Below are 16,066 nucleotides of genomic sequence, written 5' to 3'. Positions count from 1 at the left end.
TGTCGATCCGTGATGATCATCGCGCCCGCCACGACCCGCCGGCTCATCGGGCGGCTCGTCGCGAAGGCCGACACCGACCCGGACGCCGTGCTCAAGGTGCTCACGGAGCGTGAGCGTGACGTCTTCCTCAGCCTGGCAGGAGGCGCGTCCAACGCCGAGATCGGGGCCGAGCTGTTCCTGTCCGAGACCACGGTCAAGACCCACGTGGGGCGCATCCTGACGAAGCTCGGGCTGCGCGACCGGGTCCAGGCGGTGGTCCTGGCGTACGAATCCGGCGTCGTCACGCCGGGCGAGCATCAGGCACCGACCTGAGCGCCATCGCGCCCGGGCGGGCGGGCCGGCCCGGCTGCGGCGGCTCGCCGAGAGCCGAGAACCTCGTCCGACAGGAGAGACGGTGCCCCTGGAGGGATGAGAGGCTTGGCTGGTGCGTACCTGGTTCGAGCCCGAAGAGGCCGAGGAGTTCGAGGCCGCCAAGGACCTGCTGATCCGGCGGTGTGTCACCTGGGCGGAGGAGCACGGGCATCCGGTCGATGGCCTGCTGCTCTCCGCCGCCGTCGACGCGCGGCACGAGAGCCGTGACGGCCGGCTGGCGTACTGGGACGGTGCGCGCATCAGGTTCTTCCTGCTGCGGTACGTGCCGTACAAGGTGACGGCCCCGCGGGAGGAGCTCGACCTCGCCCCGGAGGTGCTGCGCACGTATCTGCGTTATCTCGACGTCACGGGCCTTCGCGACCCGCGCGGCGCCACGCCGGCGGAGGCGGAGGAGATCATCGCCGGGGTGCGGGCGGAGTACGCGGCCGCGCTCGACGATCCGACGTTGCGGGGGGTGGCGACGTTCTGGGCGTACACGGCTCTCGGCCAGGGCGTCGATCTCACTGTTCCGGGGGCGTTCGAGCGGTTCAAGCGCGATCTCGACGCCGGTCGTGTTCCGTACGACGAGCAGGTGCTCGACAAGATCATGCAGAACCGCCTGGTGAACGGTGGCATCGGCGAGGAACGCGCCTTCCCCCAGCCGCCCGTCTCCCTGTCCCCCGCGTCCGAGCTGACCGAGGCCGCGGCGCGCAGCCGGACCGTCCAGCGTCTCATCATCCTGGCCGGCTGGGCGGGCAAGGACGGCCGCGCCCTCACCGACGCGGGCAACCTCCGCGTCGCCGACGCCCTTGAGCTGTCGGCCCTGCTGGGCACCGGCGAGGACCAGTTGAGCGTGCGCAGCGCCGCCGATCTGCCGCAGCTCAACCTGCTGCTCGCCTGGGCCAGGAAGCTGCGCCTGACCCGCGTCAGCAAGGGTCGGCTCCTCCGCGTGGCCAAGGCCGCACCCCTGCTGCGCGAGCCGGAGGCGCTGTGGCGGCGCGCATTCGAGGCGCTGCCGGAGCTGGGCCGTGCGGTCACCGTGCCCGTCGCGACGTGGCGGCCCGAGCCCATCCTGGCCGAGATCTTCGAGGAGATCCTGCCGGACGTGCTCAACTCCATGTACGGGCTGGAGGAGATGCCGATGGTCCGGCTCGAAGAGACGGTGTGGCTGGCCTGCCAGGAGTACTTCGTTCTCGACCAGGAGGAAGAGCGCCTGCGTGATCTCTGGCGCCGCGAGGCCGCCCGGGACCTGGGGCGCATGTTCGAGGTCCTGTCCGACCTCGGGGCCGTGGAGCTGACCCGCGGCCCGGCCGACCCCCTCTACGCCAGCGACCTCGACCACGACGACCACCCGTTCCCACCGGACGCGGTGGAACGCCTGCGCACCGCCCTCGCCGAGCCCGACCTCCCGCTGGTCCGCCTCACTCCGCTCGGCGTGCGCGGCGTCCGCGACCGCCTCCTCGCCGAGGGCCGCGACGCTCCTCTCCTCGGCGAACTGGCCACCGCCCCGCCGGCCGAGCTGCTCGGGGTGCTCGCTCAGCACTACCCGCCGGAGGACGCCGTCGCGGAGCTCCAGGGGTGGCTGGCCCGGCCGGGGCAGGACGTCGAGATGCTGCTGCGGGCCGTGCGGGAGTGCCCGTTCCGTACGCGGGTGGGGCCGATGCTGCGCGTTCTGGCCGACGCGCTTCCCGAAAGGCGGCTGCTGCATGACCTCCGTCACGACCCGATCCTCGGGCCCGCCGTGTGGACGCAGCTCATCGATGCCGGACAGATGAAGCCCGGGTCGTTGAGTGAGCGGGAGAACCTGCTGCTGGGAGCGGAGAACTTCCTGTCGGTGCTGGAGCTCGCGGGGCCTGAGGGGCTTGTCGAGCAGCTCAGGATGATGGGGGGCGGGGACGCGTACGAGTTCGTGGAGGCGATCCTGGCCTCGGGACACCCCGATGCCGTGGGCTTGCGGGAGCTACGCGAGCTGGTCGCCGAGCCGCTCCGCAAGACCGCCCGCCACCCCCTCCGCCTCGTCCCCACCCGGCCGCCGGGAGCCCTAGGCCGCCGGAAGAAGCGCAAGAACTGATCGTGATTCTTGACCTGCGCGCCGCCCCCGTCACACGGCGAACAGGTCGCGGAGCCAGGCGGTCATGGCCGGCAGGTCGTGGTTCATGGTCGCGAAGTGGGCGTGCAGGTCGGCCGGGTCGAGATCGGGGATGGGCACCTCCTTCTGGCCGTAGAGCACGTACTGCAGGCCGGACGGGCCGGCTTGGTTGGTCTTCAGCAGCTCACCCACGAGCGCGTTGGTGCCGGGCACGGCCATCTCGCCGACGCCGGTCGTCTCGGCCTTGACCCGGGTGTCGTCGGCGGACTGGGCGATGCGGATGGGCACACTGATCGTCAGGTCGGGGTTCATGGCCTGGAGCTGGCGATTGAACTTCTCCTGGTGTGCTTCACCTTCTCCGACAGGTACAGGACCAGCCAGTTGCGCCCCTTCTCCAGCGCGGCGACCGGGTTGGTCAGCAGGCGCTGGTAGATGGGGTCGCCGTACTCGCCCGCGGGCAGCGACGTGGGCCGGGTGAAGAAGTCGTCGCCGTCGGGGGCGTTCTGCGGCGGGTCCGTGAAGGTTGGACTGCTCATGGCTGCTCTCCCTCAACTGCTGGGCTTCTCCGGCGTTTCCGGATGGACGACCCTGCCCTCCTTGATCGTCTGGACGACCTGGATGGCGCGGATCTCCTCCGGCGGCACTGTCAGTGGGTTGCGGGTGAGTATCACCAGGTCGGCGAGCTTGCCGACGGTGATGGACCCCTTCGTGGCCTCCTCGAAGTACTGGTAGGCCGCGTTGATGGTGGTGGCCTTGATCGCGTCCATCGGGCAGACCCGCTGCTCCTCGCCCAGGACGTGGCCGCTGCGGGTGACCCGGGTGACCTGGCTGGACAGGATCGCCATGGAGTCGGGCAGGGCCACGGGCGCGTCGTGGTGCGAGGTGTAGATCATGCCCCGAGCCAGCGCGGACGCCGCCGGCGAGATGCCGGCCGCGCGCTCCTCGCCGAGCACCGTCTCGCGGTACCAGCCGCCCCAGTAGAAGGTGTGCATGGAGAAGAAGGACGGGATGACGCCCAGCTCGCGCATCGCGTCGAGCTGGTCCTGCCGGGCGGTCTGGGCGTGGATGGCGACCGGGCGGGGGTCGGCGGGCCGATGCCGCGTGGTGGCCTTCCTGACGGCGGCGAGGAACTGGTCGATCGCGGCGTCGCCGTTGGTGTGCGCCAGGACCTGGCGGCCCTTGCCGTACGCGTCGGTGACCGCGGCGTCCACGATCGAGGAGTCCGAGATCGACGGGTAACCGCGGTAGCTGTCGCCCTCTCCCTCCGGCGGGGTCAGGTAGGGGGCGGGTCAGCCACGCCGTACGGCCCTGCGGCGAGCCGTCCAGCCCCAGCTTCACCCCGCCGATCCGCAACCGGTTACGGTACTCCGGCACGGACACCGCCCTCTCGCCCAGCTCGGGCACCAGGGCGAGGTCGGCAGAGGCGACCACGTCCAGGTCGAACAGCCCGCGCGCCGCCGCCTGCTCCAGGATCTCCAGGTCGGCGAGCGTCATCAGGCGCCCGTCCTGCACGGTGGTGAACCCGTAGGAGGCCATCGCCCGCTGCCCGAGCAGCACCAGCCGCATCCGCTCCGCCTCGTCGAACCCGGCCGCGGACCTGCCCCAGGCGTAGAAGAAGGCGCTGCGCATGCCCGCGCCCGGCAGGCCGGGTCTCGGCAATTTGGCACTGGCCGGCTTTCCCGGGCGGTCGCCGGGGCCGTGGCGCAGTCCGTACCCGCCGGAGCGGCCGGGCTTCGGCCCGCTCTCCATGCCCATCCGCAAGAACGCGCCGAGCAAGGCCAACTCCGGCACCAAGCGGTTCAACAGCCGTGATGAAGCCGTCGACGCGGCGCAGGAGGATGCCCGACATGGGGGTCGTGCGAAGATGCGAGAGGAGTGCTCCAAGGACGATCATGTGCACGTCGACTACGTCAACAAGCACGGCGAGATCTCACACACCAAGCACTACCCGTACAAGAACTCATAGGAGAAAGCAGTGGAAGACCTGCTGCACAGGGCCGCCGAGCTGGGAGAGGCGATCAAGGAGCACGCACAGGTGGTCAGCAGCTCGCCCGACGACTACCCGGCCGTCGCCGCGGCTCTCAACCGGCTGCGTTCCTCCGCACTCGCCTACGCCAACGTCTGCGCGGGTCAGACCGGTTGAGGCAATCCGTTCAGCGACCTGGAGGAGGACGAGGACGAGCCGGCCCAGGAGGTCCGGGATCCGTCGTCCGTGCAGGTCGAGGCCCGCTACCTGGTACGGGTCAATGACCTCGCCGAGGCGGCGGGCCTGACAGGCGAGAACGCCGAAAGCCCGGCCGACGCGGTTGCCAAGCTCTTCCAGCGAGACGGCTGGGAACCGGAGCGGTACGGCTCGCCCCTCACCCTGGTGGATCACTCCTGGTCCTGCGGCCCGCAGACCTGACGAGGCAGATCAGGTCAGAAGTACTTCGAGGTCAGGTCGGTGGTGGGCCAGGAGGACACGGTCACCTTGTTCATGTCGTCGTCGATCCCGTCGTAGTCGAGTGAGCCGCTCTCCTCGCGCCGGTTGAACAGCAGGGCGTAGCTCAACCCGTTCTGCAGCCGCGCCAGGTACGCGAACGTGCCCGGCATCGAGCCGTCGTGCCAGGTGTTGAGATGGCCGGTGACCTGGCGGCACCACCAGCCGCCGCCGTACCACGAGCCGTACTCGTTGACGCCGATCTCCGGCTTGGCCACCAGCTTGGCGATCGAGGCCGTGCTCAGCACGGTGCCCGGCCGGTCGAAGGCGAGGGTCCAGCGGACCAGGTCCACGGCGGAGCCCAGCCAGCCGCCGTTGGCGTCCTGGTTGGGCATGTTGAAGCCGCCGTAGGGGTAGGGGACGGTGGTGCCGGAGGTGTCCAGGACGGTCTTGTTCGTGTACTGCGACTCGTAGCTGACCTCGCCGGACGCGGCCTCGCTCCTGAGGCTCTTGCCGAGCCGCATGCGCGTGATGCCGAGCGGCTGGAGCAGCTTGGTCATGACGTACGTCTCGTAGGGCTGTCCCGAGACCTTCTCGATGATCCGGCCGAGCAGCATGTACCCGTAGTTGCTGTAGACCATCTTGGTGCCCGGGGCGTGATTGAGCGGGCGGGCGGTGGCGTACCGGATGATGTCGTCGTGCCCGATCGGCAGCGGCACGTCGAGCGCGGCCGAGATGGTGTGGTCCAGCCAGAGCTGGTCCTTGGAGACGTCGCGGTCCCAGCCACCGAGGTGCTGCATCAGGCGGAGCACGGTGACCTGCTGCATCCGGGCGTCGGCCGGGGTGAGGCCGAGCAGTTGGGTGACCTTGGCCGACAGGCTCAGCTTGCCGTCCTGCACCAGGCGCATGACGGCGGCCGAGGTGATGTTCTTGCTCAGGCTGGCGATCCGGAACAACGACGTCGGCGACGGCGTGCGCGGCACCCTGGAGTAGTCGTCGTAGGCGTAGCCGCGCGCGAGCACGATCTTGCCGTTCTTCATGATGGCCAGCTGCGCCGCCCTGATCTGGCGGGCCAGCACGAACTTCTTGAGCAGGTTGTCGTACCCGGCCAGTTGCGTCGGCGCGGTGCCCAGCGTGCGTACGACAGGGGAGGGCGGCGCCGCCTGCGCCGGTCGTCCGGTTATCAGCGCCACCGGCGCCGCCGCGAGAAGAGCCCTACGGGAAAGGCCGGTCACTTATGCCCCTTACGTCACATCCACTACTTGAGCGATACATCTTACGGATGCCCCGGGTCTCCGCCGAAGCGGACCAGTAGACGTAGCAAGCGGTCGCACCACTGCGCTGCGATCCGGGCCCTCGGCCTCGGGCGGGGAGAGTCGCTGAGTTGAATACCGAAGCTCGCGCGTAGCACCAGTCGGTCAGAAGTTGGAGAAGACCGAAGCGAAGACCTCGTCGATCAGGTCGGGATTGGTCGCATTGTAGGCGTGTGCCTCCGTCGCGTCCGCGATGCGCTTGAGCACCTGCTGGTCCGCTTCCTCCCCGTATCCGATCGTGAATATCCGCACCGACTCCGCGAGCGGCTTGTTCAAGACTTCCAGCAGGCGGTTCAGATCCCTGCCCGGCTTTCTCTTCTCGTTCTTGCCGTCGGTCAGGAAGACAACTGCGTTGATGGCGTCGCCCCGCTTGTCCTTGCGCATCTGCTCGAATGCTGCCGCCATGGTGTCGTACAGGCCGGTCTCGCCCCGCGGCTCGATGGCCTTGATCTGTGTCTTGAGCTGCTGCCTGACGCGCGACATCGGCCCGAGCGGCACCAACTGGCGATGGTCGATCTCGCCGCTCAACTCGGAGGAGAACTCCCACAGCGCCACCTCATCGTCAGCGCGGAACTGCGCAAGGGGGCCGACGGCCGCCTCCTTCGCCAGGTCGAGCCGGGTCCTGCCGTCGGCGGGTACCCGGGTTTTCATGGAGCCCGACTTGTCGATGACAAGGAGTACGCTCGCCTCTTTCCGCAGCTCCGACCAGCTCGACAACACCGCGTTGACCACCTCCGGTGCGGGCATGTTGAGCGTGTTGATCTGGCTGCCGTCTCGCAGACCGGGCGTGCCCTCGACGGGGGGCGCGGCGGTGCCGTCGTCCACGCGGTATCCGGCGTTGTGCAGGTACGGCTTGGCGTCGTTCATCAGATAGCGCAAGAAGTCGTCGGCCACCGCCTTTTTGCCCGGCGGCATCCAGGTCAGCGGCACGTAGGGGTGGTCGGAGTACATGGTCCTCTCTTGGGGGTAGATGGGGACCAGCCGGGTGTTCGGAGCTGCTTGGGTGCCGCGTGCGTCGGGATCGCCCGTGGGATTACCGCGGTTGTAGTCGATGACCGAGTTCTCCTCCACGGTCAGCGCAGACATGTATTCGAGGGCTCGCCCGTCCCGATCGGCGCGATAGAGGTTCTCCAGGAAGGTCAGCGAGATGTCGCCGTAGTGCTGAATCGAATCCTCGATGCCTTCGACGAAGTGGCGAACCTTGGTGCCCTGGATGTCGTCCACCGTCATGTCGGAGATGCTGTGCAGGCCGGTCGCGGCGAAATAGGCGCCGATCGTGGCGTTGAGCCCCGAGGTGGAGTAGTGCGGGTTGGTCTTACCGAGCTTGAACGATCCCCACTCGGGATGGTCGTAAGTGCCCCAGCCTTCCTGGTCGACACTCAGCTCGGCCAGGTCTGCCCATCCCAGCGGCTTCTTCGGCCAGCCGAGCGCTTTGGCCTGGGGCTCTGGTATGGCAATGACCAGCGGCGTGCGTACGATCGAGGAATGCTGCTGGCGTGCGGCGGGGTGCGTGCCGTCCTTGGTCGGCTGCTGATTGAGGATCGTCACCCAGACGGAGGAGGCCGGGCTCCAGACATCGGGCCGGGGCCCGTACTTGTCCTCGTCCCAGCCGTTGGTCAGTCTGCGCATCGCGGTGCCGGAGTTCACGGCCTTGACCGTCACCGTGGCGCACGAGTCGCCGACCTGGTGCCCGCCGCTCGCACTGTACGTCTGCGCGACCTTGGCCAGGTCACGGTCCTTCTCCTGGGAGTGGAGTACATGTGCCTGGTGCCGGGCGCGAACTGCAGCGGCCGGTTGTCCAGCACCCACGTGATCAGTTGCGCGTGGTTCATGGTGGGGTTGGTGAACATCGGGTCGGTGGCGTCGTTGGGCCAGCCTCCGGCGGTGTGCTCCAGCAGATGCCTGAGCGTGATCGACTGCAGCGCCGCGGTGTACGGCTTGGTGCCGTAGCGCGTCCCCAGGAGGGCGCCGGCCCCGAAGACGCGCTGGCCGAGTGCCAGGCGGCCGGTCTCGACGAGACGCATGATCGCGACCGCCGTGATCGGCTTGGCGAGGCTGGCCAGCCGCATGATGTGCCGTTCGGTGAGTCGTTCGCCGGTGTCCCGCCTGGCCAGGCCGTACCCCTTGGCGAAGACCAGTGCGCCGCGGCGCGATCGCCAGCGAGATGCCGGCGACGCCCGAGGCGGCCAGGTGGCGGTTGACGGTGGCGTCGACGCGGGAGAAGTCGTTGGCGGTCTGGCTCACCCAGATCGCGGCGAAGCGCGGCAGGCCGTACCCGCTCACCTTGACCGGCCGGTAGCCACGGCGCACGTGATCGTCGAAGGCGGCCTGGTAGGCGGCGGAGTCGAGACCGTGCCTGGCCGACCAGACGGGACCGTCGCCGTGTGCGAAGATCGCCGCGAACAGCTCGGTGCCGCCACCAGGTAGCCGCTGACATGGACCGGGCGGTACCCCTGGTTCGTGAGACTGGTGAACTCGGCCTGGTACTGGGCGGCGGTGAGGTTGTGGCGTCCCACCCAGGCGGGCCCCGCGGTCTGCTCCCAGATCGCGGCGAACCGCGCCTGCCCGCCGACCTGGTACCCGTCCACGAGCACGAGCCGGTAGCCGAGGCCGAGCAGGCGGTCGAACTCGGCCTGGTACTGGGCCGAGGTGAGATCGTGACGGGCCACCCAGGGCGGGCCGCCGGTCTGCTCCCAGATGGCCGCGAAGTGCGCCTGTCCGCCGATCTCGTAGCCGCTCACCACGACCGGGCGATACCCGAGGCCGGTGACGCGGGTGAACTCCGCCTGGTACTGCGCCGAGGTGAGCCCGTGCTTGGCGATCAGCGGCGGGCCGGGCGCCTGCTCCCAGATCCCCGCGTACCGGGCCTGGCCTGCGACGGTGTACCCGTCCACGTGCGTGGGGCGGTAGCCCAGCCCCGCGAGTCTGTTCCATTCCGCCTGGAACTGATCGGCGGTCAGGTCGTGGCGCGCGACCCACGCGAACGGCCCCGCCATCGCGGTCCGCGCGTCGTGGCTCAGCCCCGCCGACGTGGCCGGCCCTCTTTGGCCGAGCCCTGCCAGGTCGACGCCGAGGAGCGCGCCGAGCCCGGCCGCCGCGTGCAGGACATCGCGCCGGCTGTAGGGCACGAACGGAGACGTCATGGTCAACCTCCCGAAGCTGTCGGACGATCCAACGATGAGGTCGGCGGCCAGGAAAGGCATGAGTAGCCCCTACTCAGCCGGCCGCAGGTGGGGGGCTTGGTCCTTCCGAATTGCTCGACCCATGCGGCAGAAGGTCACATCCGGAGTTGGCGGGTGATGGTGGGGTCGGTGATGGCGGTGTCGTTCGCCAGCAGGAAGGCCTTGCTGAGGATGAGCGCCAACCGGCCGTCCTCCTCGAAGGGCAGGAACAGCCCAGCATGGGAGTCGTGGGCGGCGACGATGCACAGGTAGGCGTCGTTGGGCTCCATCAGGATGTTCGCCGACCCCAAGTGGATCTTGTAGGTGCGCAGGTCGCCTCGTACGATCAGGAAGCGGTCGGTGAAGGTGCAGCGGTCGGCGATGACCGTACGCCCGATCAAGCGGGACAGCGCGTCGCGTCGCACCTCGGCAGAGGGCGGCAGAGCCGCGAACGAGCCGCTCTGCCAGTAGTTCCGCAGCCGGTCAGGCCCGTGGTCGGCCCACTGAGGATCGGTCGTGATGGAGGCGGCGGCCACGAACAGGTCGATGTCCCGCATGGCCTCGCTGAACACCAGCGCGGGCACCTCCGCCAGCGGCACGTCACGCCACCCGCCGCCGGCCCTCCGCTGGAAGCGGGCCTGGCCGATCTCCGCGTAGATCTCGTCGCACAGGTGATGTTCCAGCGTCGCCCGCCATTGTCCGCCGGTCATGACCCGGTGCGCGTCGCCATCTTCCTCCCAGTGCCCCTGGAACCGGGACTGCCAGCCGCGGTCCTTGAACAGCGCGCGGAGCCGGCGATAGTGCACCACGTGCCCCTCGAACCGGCTGGACCGATCCCCGGCCGCCTCCTCCGCGGGGGCGAGCGGGTAGATCTCGCGGAAGGCCTGTTTGAACGGCTGGCGTAGCTCCTTGTCCTGGATGGCCTCCCGCCAGGTGCGCACCTCGTCCACCGACGCGCGGACCGGATGCCACAGCCGCACCGGAACGTCCGGCACGTTCATCCCCAGCTCGGCGCGCCAGACGCCGGGGGAGACCTCGAACTCCCAGATCAGCCGATCGGCGATCGGACGCCCCTCCAACTGCCGGTACGGCGGGGTCGTCGTGCCGGCGTACCCGGCCTCCAGCGCCCTGGCCAGCGTCGCCTGCTGCTGCGTGGTCTGCTTGGCCAGCTCGCGCAGCCGCTTGACCTCATCGGGGTGCTCTCGTTTGACCGCCGCCGGGACCGTCTTCAGCCTCTTGTCGCCATGCCACCACGACAGCTCGACCTTGCCGTCGATCGAGATCACCGCAGTGTGCTCGCCGACGGCTTGCCGTACCCGCCCGTCGGGCAGTCTGAACGCCACCTCCAGCCGGTCGGCCAGGGCGGGCTCGATGCGCTTGAACTTGCGATCGAGCTGCATGGGCACCCCACCGTGCCGGGTGATGCGGCGGGCGGTGCGCAGCGCGGAGATCGCCTCGGGCGTCGGGTGCTCCTCCACCGCGCGGGCGATCTCGAACAGCAGCCCCTGGGAGGGCAGGGTCTTGGCCTGGGTGGGCGCTACCGCGATCCCACGTACCAGCTCGTCCAGCAGCTCGGGCAGCCAGGGCTCGTCGCGCAGGAGCGCCAGCCGTACCGCCCGGCCGAGCGCCGCCTTCTCTGCGCCGTCGAACGCCTTCTCCGCCTTGTACGGAATCTCGCCCGCGTGGATCCCCGCGACCCGGGCCCGCGCATCCTCCAGAGCCGTACGGGCGAAGTTCAAGTAGCAGGGCTGGCCGCCAAGCCATTCGGTCAAGCCGGGCAGCGGCTCGGGTGGCCGTACCGCTTCGCAGAACAACGCCCGGAGCTCCACGTTCCAGCCGAGCACCAGGTCCATCTCGGCGACCGCGATCGGTCCCGAGCTCTCGGCGAGCGTGGCGCGCACTTCGGCGTCCATGCCCGCCAGCCCCGCCGCCACCAGCGTGGTGAAGGGACCGTAGGCGTGTCTTCTGACCTCCGCCAGCAGAAATTTGACCAGTTCGCGGGCCGGCTCGACCAGCCGCCGCGTGGCCTGTTCCTTGAGCCTGTACCTGGTCCGTACGGAGCCGCCAGTGGCCTGGACCGGTGCGCCATCACCCAGTCCGGCCAGGCCGACGCTCAGCCGGGAGACCTCTGGCCAATAGGTGGGGTCGTCCGTGCTTCCGGTGAGCAGAAAGAGCAGGCGCTGCGCGAGAGGAGAGAGTACGCCGTCGAGAACGCTCATGTCAGCCGCCGACCAGGGGGGCGAGCTTAGCGATCCGCTCAAGCAGGGAGAGCTTCTCCATCGCCCGGCTGGTCGTGGTCTCATCGCGTAACGTCACTGATGCCATCGAACATCCCGTTTGCGTGAAGATCATGTGGTGGCGTCATCTATAGCAGCAGCGAACGACAGAACAGCAGCGTGCAGCAGCCGCCGAGCGCGGGCGGCGACGTGGACGCGATCGACTGGCGATGTCCTTCTGTCCTTCGGCCATGACTGCAGGCTCACGCGTGGCTGCTTCACAGCGACGGCGCGGTGGAGCAACGGTCCGCTGAGTCGCGTCCGGGTATCAGGGGCCGCCGTCGCTGGTGACCTTGATGGCGGTGCCGAGGCCGGGTGCCGCCGTCGTGGCCAGTTCGTGGGCCTGGGCCCTTTCCTCGTCCCTCGCGACCACGATGCTCGCACGATCAGCTGCGAGAGAGGCGCGGACGACGGCGTACCGGGCGGCCACCGCCTCGTACGCGGCGATCGCCTCGGTGGGGAGGGTGCCGTGGAAGTCGGTACCGACGGTGATTCCGGGTCGTACGTCGCGGCCCGTGCGGACTTCGAGGGACATCACGTCGGACAGGGGCCGGTGCTGGTCGCCATCGGTGACCAGGTCCTCGAACAGCGCTGCCGCGCCCGCGGCGTCGGCCGCGGTGAGTGCGATCCGCCAGCGGCCGGTCTCTTTCGTGGACGCGTCGCTGATGTCGCCGGTCAGCATCCTGCCGTCGGTCGTCAGTGACCGCCATAGCGCCAGCACTTCATCGGCGCGTGCCTGGTCCGCGACTACGGTGAAGGTGACGGTGCCCGCCGTGATCCGGCCGGTGATGGCGTCGTGCTCGGCGACGTACTGCCTGAGATCGTCCGCCAGCCTGGTCACGCGGTCGGCCGGCGTGCCGTCCTTGAGGATCAGGGTGCCGGTCGCGGTGCCGGCGAAGGGGAGCGTGTTGCTCTTGGTCGTGTGGATCTTCGTGACGTCCGGCGTTCCGGCCCAGTCCCCGTCGAAGTCCGCGGCGAGTGCGGTGCCCTTGTCGATGGCGCAGCCGCTCGGCACGAGCAGGCTCAGCACTGAGGCGATGATCAGTATCGGCCGCGGGAGTCTGTCTCGTCGCAGGGGTCTCTCCTTGGTCGCATTCCACCGACGTACGGGAAGAGGTTACGTCTATGCTCCGCCTTCCACGCGTTGTGGGGGAAATCGGGACGTACGGGCTGGGTTCGGTCGAGAGCGGATGGTGGCACGGGGAGGGGAGCCTCGGTATCGGCGTCGGGCTCTTGGCCACGGCTGTGCTGCGTGCGGTGCTGAGCCTGATCCCGGCCGCTACTCTCGGGCGGCACAGGTGATCATGAAGCGGTGCGGCGTGGCCAAGGCCGTACCCCTGCTGCGCGAGCCGGAGGCGCTGTGGCGGCGCGCGTTCGAGGCGCTGCCGGAGCTGGGCCGTGCGGTGACCGTGCCCGTCGCGACGTGGCGGCCCGAGCCCATCCTGGCCGAGATCTTCGAGGAGATCCTGCCGGACGTGCTCAACTCCATGTACGGGCTGGAGGAGATGCCGATGGTCCGGCTCGAAGAGACGGTGTGGCTGGCCTGCCAGGAGTACTTCGTTCTCGACCAGGAGGAAGAGCGCCTGCGTGATCTCTGGCGCCGCGAGGCCGCCCGGGACCTGGGGCGCATGTTCGAGGTCCTGTCCGGCCCCGGGGTCGTGGAGCTCACCCGCGATCCCGCGACCGGCTCCTCGCCGAGGGCCCGCGACGCGCCCCCTCCTCGGTGAACCGGCCACCGCCCCGTCGGCCGAGCCGCTCGGGGTGCTCGCTGGCCGACGCGCTTCCCGAAGGGCGGCTGCTGCATGACCTACGTCACGACCCGGTCCTCGGGCCGGCTGTGTGGACGCAGCTCATCGATGCCGGGGAGACGAGGCCGGGTCGTTGATTGAGCGGGGAGCCTGCTGATGGGAGCGGAGAATTCCTGTCGGTGGGCGATCCTGGCCTCGGATCACCCTCTTCCTGAGCACGGAACAGCACTGAGGTCCTGCGACTCCATGGATGGCCTGACCGATGCTTGAATGATCCGTTCTGGCGGGAGAAATCACAAGTGCCCGACCCGGGCCTCGAAGCTCCGAACGTGCCTCAGGACCGGGGGAGCCCCTCCATGATCCGGTCGAACCGTTCCTGCAGGAAGTCCTCGCCCAGCGGGGGCGGGAGCGCGTCGGCGCGAACTGCACTGGGCGCGCCCACGCCCGGGCAGGCCCCGGTCAGGTGCCGAGATCGATCGGGGGCGCGCGACGATGGCCTCCTGGCTCGGTCGAAGGCGTCGATCGCCCGCTCCCGCGCGGAGTCAGCCCGTGAGGTCGGCTCTGATCCGGCCACCTGCACGGCTTCTACCAGCAGTACAACGTCGCCGATCCGCACCGGAACCGCGTATACCGACACCAGCCCACGCCCCTGCCACAGTTAGAAGTGATCCTTCATCGAACCGGGCCCGGCACGACGGACCCGTCCGATTCGAGCCCTCCGGAGAGGAGTTCCTGCCCGCCGCCCACTCGGCCGTCTCGGCCATCCGTACGAGCGAGACCCGCACGCTGTAGTCGCCGGCCAGGGTGCGCAGCTTCAGCTCGTCAACGCGGCCGATGTCGGTCAGCCACTCGCACAGCCGCCGACTGGCGGGACCGACACCGGCGTCAGCCAGGATGCGCAGCTCGTCCATCCTGCCCTGCTCGGCGCACCAGTCCGCGACCGCCAGGCCCGCCTGGTGGTCGCCGGCCACGGCCAGGTCGTGCAGCACGGCCACACTGCCGGTGGTGGCGCGCGCGTGGGAGCTGAACGGGCACACCCGGACGGAGGCGGCCGAGCTCTGCACGGAACTCGGGCGGGCCGCCGTGGAGGCCCGGCCGCTCCTGGAAGCCGAGCTGGGGAGGGCGCAGGCACGATGCGTCCGACCATGGGTACGGCAGCGCGCAGCTCGTCGATGACGAGAAACTGCTCCGCCGCTGCCGGGAAGCCCTCGACGCCATGAGCTGAGTCGGCCCCGGTGGCCGCCCATGCCGATGCACCCGCCTGTGATCTGTGACTTCACGGCCACGATCGTCCACGCCTACGATGTGGTCGTCGTCAGCGGAGGAACTCCAGTACCTGGCGGCCGACCTGCGCAAGAGCATTAGAGCCGCAAGGAAGTGTCCATTCAGCGGGCGAGCACCCGGCTCATCGCAGGAGATCCCGAGTGGAATCTAGGTTGGGCATGCTCCCTGGGGACAGGCTGCTCGAAAAGATTTGTTCTGGGCGCTCGACTCGCTGACCGCCTGGGCACCTTCGAAGACGGCGCCGGTGTCCCGGCGGCGATCGGCAAGGTGGTCGACGCGTCCCCGGTTGTACGTGGGCAGGCGCTGCATTTTTCTGTCTGCGATCGGTCTTTCTGAGCTGGAGGCCGGCGCGGCGGTCCTGACGGATGACAGACTCCGGGCGTCGACCCTGTGGCTGGGCGGACAGCGATGGGACTCTTTCGGCTGCGGTGACATCCTGGCCGGGCTGGGTAATGAGGATGGGCTGATCGTGGCTTTCGCCGCGGCCGCTGCCAGGCGGGGTGCACTTCATGGATCGTTCGCTGCTGGCGCATGCGGCACGAGGCGCCGATGAGATGGTCGCCGGCTACGCCCAAGGAGAGCTCGGGTACTGATCAGTTTGGCTGCGTGTACCGGCCCAGCCGGTGTCGCACGAATTCCGGATGGGCTTCGCCGACCTCGATGCTGTTCTCATCGAGAGCGTTGGCGATGTGGAAACGGCCGGTATCGAAGACGAACTCCACGGCGAGAGTTCCGTCGGCCAGGTCATGACGCAGTGATGGCCGCCACTCGAGCAGAGCAACCTCGCGGAGTTCCTGGCCGACGAACGGCTCAAGGCGCTCGTCGGTGTGGGACCACGCCGGAGTTAGCTCGAACCACTCCCAGTCGCTGATCGTGGCCGTCGTGTCGATGGTGTTCCAGGCGATCGACAGCTCATCGAGCTTCCAGTGGCAGATCTCCACCTGGATGCCGTCGAAGTGCAGGACGACGGGGCAGTCGGCGAACCAGTCCCCGTCCTCGGCAAAACGCACGAGCGCGAACCCCGTCAGCCGCCGGCCACCAAGCGCGGCCAGGCCCCGTCCATGTCTCGCCCGGACGGTTTCAAGCCCGACGAGAAAGGTCGGTTCGAAGCCGGAGATCCCCATCACGATAGGCGATTGTCCAGGGATATCGTGGAAGCAGCCAACCGATATCTGCCGACAGGCCGTATGGCCCGCTTGCCGTCCAATCCCCTGACGTGCGTAACGGGTACCGGAGGCCGGGATAGCGAAAAATCAGGGCCTGAGCTGGGAAAACGGCATCAAGATCATCCCGCGCATGTCCCCTGATCATGGTCTTACGGCTGCATGCGGGGCACCGCCTGCTGCCTACCAAGGACACGAAACAAAAGACCTGCGGCTGTTAAACCGCAGGTCAGGGGCCTGAAATGTTGATCTAGGTGAGTGT

General features: G+C 68.9%; 15 protein-coding genes and 5 pseudogenes. 7 read left to right on the top strand and 13 right to left on the bottom strand.

Annotated elements, in window-relative coordinates; all coding sequences use genetic code 11:
• Positions 1-15: 15 nt before the first annotated feature.
• Both V5E28_RS46240 and V5E28_RS46235 read left to right on the top strand, forming a co-directional pair.
• A pseudogene (locus V5E28_RS46240) lies at positions 16-312 on the top strand (helix-turn-helix domain-containing protein); the annotation flags it as partial.
• 112 nt (positions 313-424) lie between these two features.
• Positions 425-2,422 carry a hypothetical protein gene (locus V5E28_RS46235; RefSeq protein ID WP_336216665.1) on the top strand — a complete coding sequence of 666 codons (1,998 nt, stop codon included), beginning with the start codon at positions 425-427 and terminating at the stop codon, positions 2,420-2,422.
• Between the two features lie 30 nt (positions 2,423-2,452).
• On the opposite strand, the gene V5E28_RS46230 is transcribed toward V5E28_RS46235, so the two are convergent.
• The 4 genes and pseudogenes from V5E28_RS46230 to V5E28_RS49910 all read right to left on the bottom strand — a co-directional run.
• Positions 2,453-2,752 (bottom strand): hypothetical protein, encoded by a 300-nt coding sequence (locus V5E28_RS46230; RefSeq protein WP_336216664.1) that lies wholly within the window; start codon positions 2,750-2,752, stop codon positions 2,453-2,455.
• On the bottom strand, positions 2,749-2,976 hold the full coding sequence (locus tag V5E28_RS46225) for a hypothetical protein (RefSeq protein WP_336216663.1): 228 nt from the start codon (positions 2,974-2,976) through the stop codon (positions 2,749-2,751). Before V5E28_RS46225 ends, V5E28_RS46230 begins: the two co-directional genes overlap by 4 nt.
• 12 nt (positions 2,977-2,988) lie before the next feature.
• Complete coding sequence (locus tag V5E28_RS46220; RefSeq protein ID WP_336216684.1) at positions 2,989-3,717, bottom strand: amidohydrolase; 729 nt, start codon at positions 3,715-3,717, stop codon at positions 2,989-2,991.
• A gap of 10 nt (positions 3,718-3,727) precedes the next feature.
• Positions 3,728-4,006, bottom strand: a pseudogene (locus V5E28_RS49910) (amidohydrolase family protein); the annotation flags it as partial.
• A 61-nt stretch (positions 4,007-4,067) separates the two neighbouring features.
• Between V5E28_RS49910 and V5E28_RS46215 the strand changes: the two are divergent.
• The 3 genes from V5E28_RS46215 (at position 4,068) to V5E28_RS46205 (ending at position 4,844) form a co-directional block, all read left to right on the top strand.
• Positions 4,068-4,406: a hypothetical protein gene (locus tag V5E28_RS46215; RefSeq protein WP_336216662.1), complete on the top strand. Its 339-nt coding sequence runs from the start codon at positions 4,068-4,070 to the stop codon at positions 4,404-4,406.
• Positions 4,407-4,415: 9 nt separating this feature from the next.
• Entirely contained in the window at positions 4,416-4,583 is a 168-nt protein-coding gene (locus tag V5E28_RS46210) for a hypothetical protein (RefSeq protein WP_336216661.1), read from the top strand.
• Between the two features lie 69 nt (positions 4,584-4,652).
• Positions 4,653-4,844, top strand: coding sequence for a hypothetical protein (locus V5E28_RS46205; RefSeq protein ID WP_336216660.1), 192 nt, complete (start codon positions 4,653-4,655; stop codon positions 4,842-4,844).
• A gap of 14 nt (positions 4,845-4,858) precedes the next feature.
• Here V5E28_RS46205 and V5E28_RS46200 read toward each other — a convergent pair whose 3' ends face one another.
• The 3 genes and pseudogenes from V5E28_RS46200 to V5E28_RS46190 form a co-directional block, all read right to left on the bottom strand.
• The gene (locus tag V5E28_RS46200) at positions 4,859-6,094 is read right to left on the bottom strand and encodes a serine hydrolase domain-containing protein (RefSeq protein WP_336216659.1); all 1,236 of its coding nucleotides are present in this window, start codon (positions 6,092-6,094) and stop codon (positions 4,859-4,861) included.
• Positions 6,095-6,277: 183 nt separating this feature from the next.
• Positions 6,278-8,047 (bottom strand): VWA domain-containing protein, encoded by a 1,770-nt coding sequence (locus V5E28_RS46195; protein WP_442945987.1) that lies wholly within the window; start codon positions 8,045-8,047, stop codon positions 6,278-6,280.
• Positions 7,981-8,286, bottom strand: a pseudogene (locus V5E28_RS46190) (serine hydrolase); the annotation flags it as partial. The gene V5E28_RS46195 and the pseudogene V5E28_RS46190, both read right to left, overlap by 67 nt.
• 23 nt (positions 8,287-8,309) lie before the next feature.
• On the opposite strand from V5E28_RS46190, the gene V5E28_RS46185 reads away from it, so the two are divergent.
• The gene (locus V5E28_RS46185; protein WP_336216657.1) at positions 8,310-8,471 is read left to right on the top strand and encodes a hypothetical protein; all 162 of its coding nucleotides are present in this window, start codon (positions 8,310-8,312) and stop codon (positions 8,469-8,471) included.
• A 2-nt stretch (positions 8,472-8,473) separates the two neighbouring features.
• Here the strand turns inward: V5E28_RS46185 and V5E28_RS49905 are convergent.
• The 4 genes and pseudogenes from V5E28_RS49905 to V5E28_RS46170 form a co-directional block, all read right to left on the bottom strand.
• A pseudogene (locus V5E28_RS49905) lies at positions 8,474-8,566 on the bottom strand (hypothetical protein); the annotation flags it as partial.
• Between the two features lie 35 nt (positions 8,567-8,601).
• Positions 8,602-9,168: pseudogene (locus V5E28_RS46180) on the bottom strand (hypothetical protein); the annotation flags it as partial.
• Positions 9,169-9,449: 281 nt separating this feature from the next.
• Complete coding sequence (locus V5E28_RS46175; RefSeq protein ID WP_336216654.1) at positions 9,450-11,552, bottom strand: DUF4132 domain-containing protein; 2,103 nt, start codon at positions 11,550-11,552, stop codon at positions 9,450-9,452.
• A 325-nt stretch (positions 11,553-11,877) separates the two neighbouring features.
• On the bottom strand, positions 11,878-12,639 hold the full coding sequence (locus V5E28_RS46170) for a hypothetical protein (protein WP_336216652.1): 762 nt from the start codon (positions 12,637-12,639) through the stop codon (positions 11,878-11,880).
• Positions 12,640-12,913: 274 nt separating this feature from the next.
• Here V5E28_RS46170 and V5E28_RS46165 point away from each other — a divergent pair, with 274 nt between their 5' ends.
• Positions 12,914-13,336 (top strand): hypothetical protein, encoded by a 423-nt coding sequence (locus tag V5E28_RS46165; protein ID WP_336216650.1) that lies wholly within the window; start codon positions 12,914-12,916, stop codon positions 13,334-13,336.
• A gap of 563 nt (positions 13,337-13,899) precedes the next feature.
• Here the strand turns inward: V5E28_RS46165 and V5E28_RS46160 are convergent.
• Together V5E28_RS46160 and V5E28_RS46155 are read right to left on the bottom strand one after the other, a co-directional pair.
• Positions 13,900-14,421 carry a hypothetical protein gene (locus V5E28_RS46160; RefSeq protein ID WP_336216649.1) on the bottom strand — a complete coding sequence of 174 codons (522 nt, stop codon included), beginning with the start codon at positions 14,419-14,421 and terminating at the stop codon, positions 13,900-13,902.
• A gap of 813 nt (positions 14,422-15,234) precedes the next feature.
• Entirely contained in the window at positions 15,235-15,768 is a 534-nt protein-coding gene (locus V5E28_RS46155; RefSeq protein WP_336216647.1) for a hypothetical protein, read from the bottom strand.
• Between the last annotated feature and the right edge of the window lie 298 nt (positions 15,769-16,066).

This window comes from Nonomuraea sp. LPB2021202275-12-8 (genome assembly GCF_037044575.1).
Lineage (GTDB): Bacteria > Actinomycetota > Actinomycetes > Streptosporangiales > Streptosporangiaceae > Nonomuraea.
The sequence above is the reverse complement of the archived record's forward strand: the minus strand, read 5'-3'. Positions and strand labels throughout refer to the sequence as shown.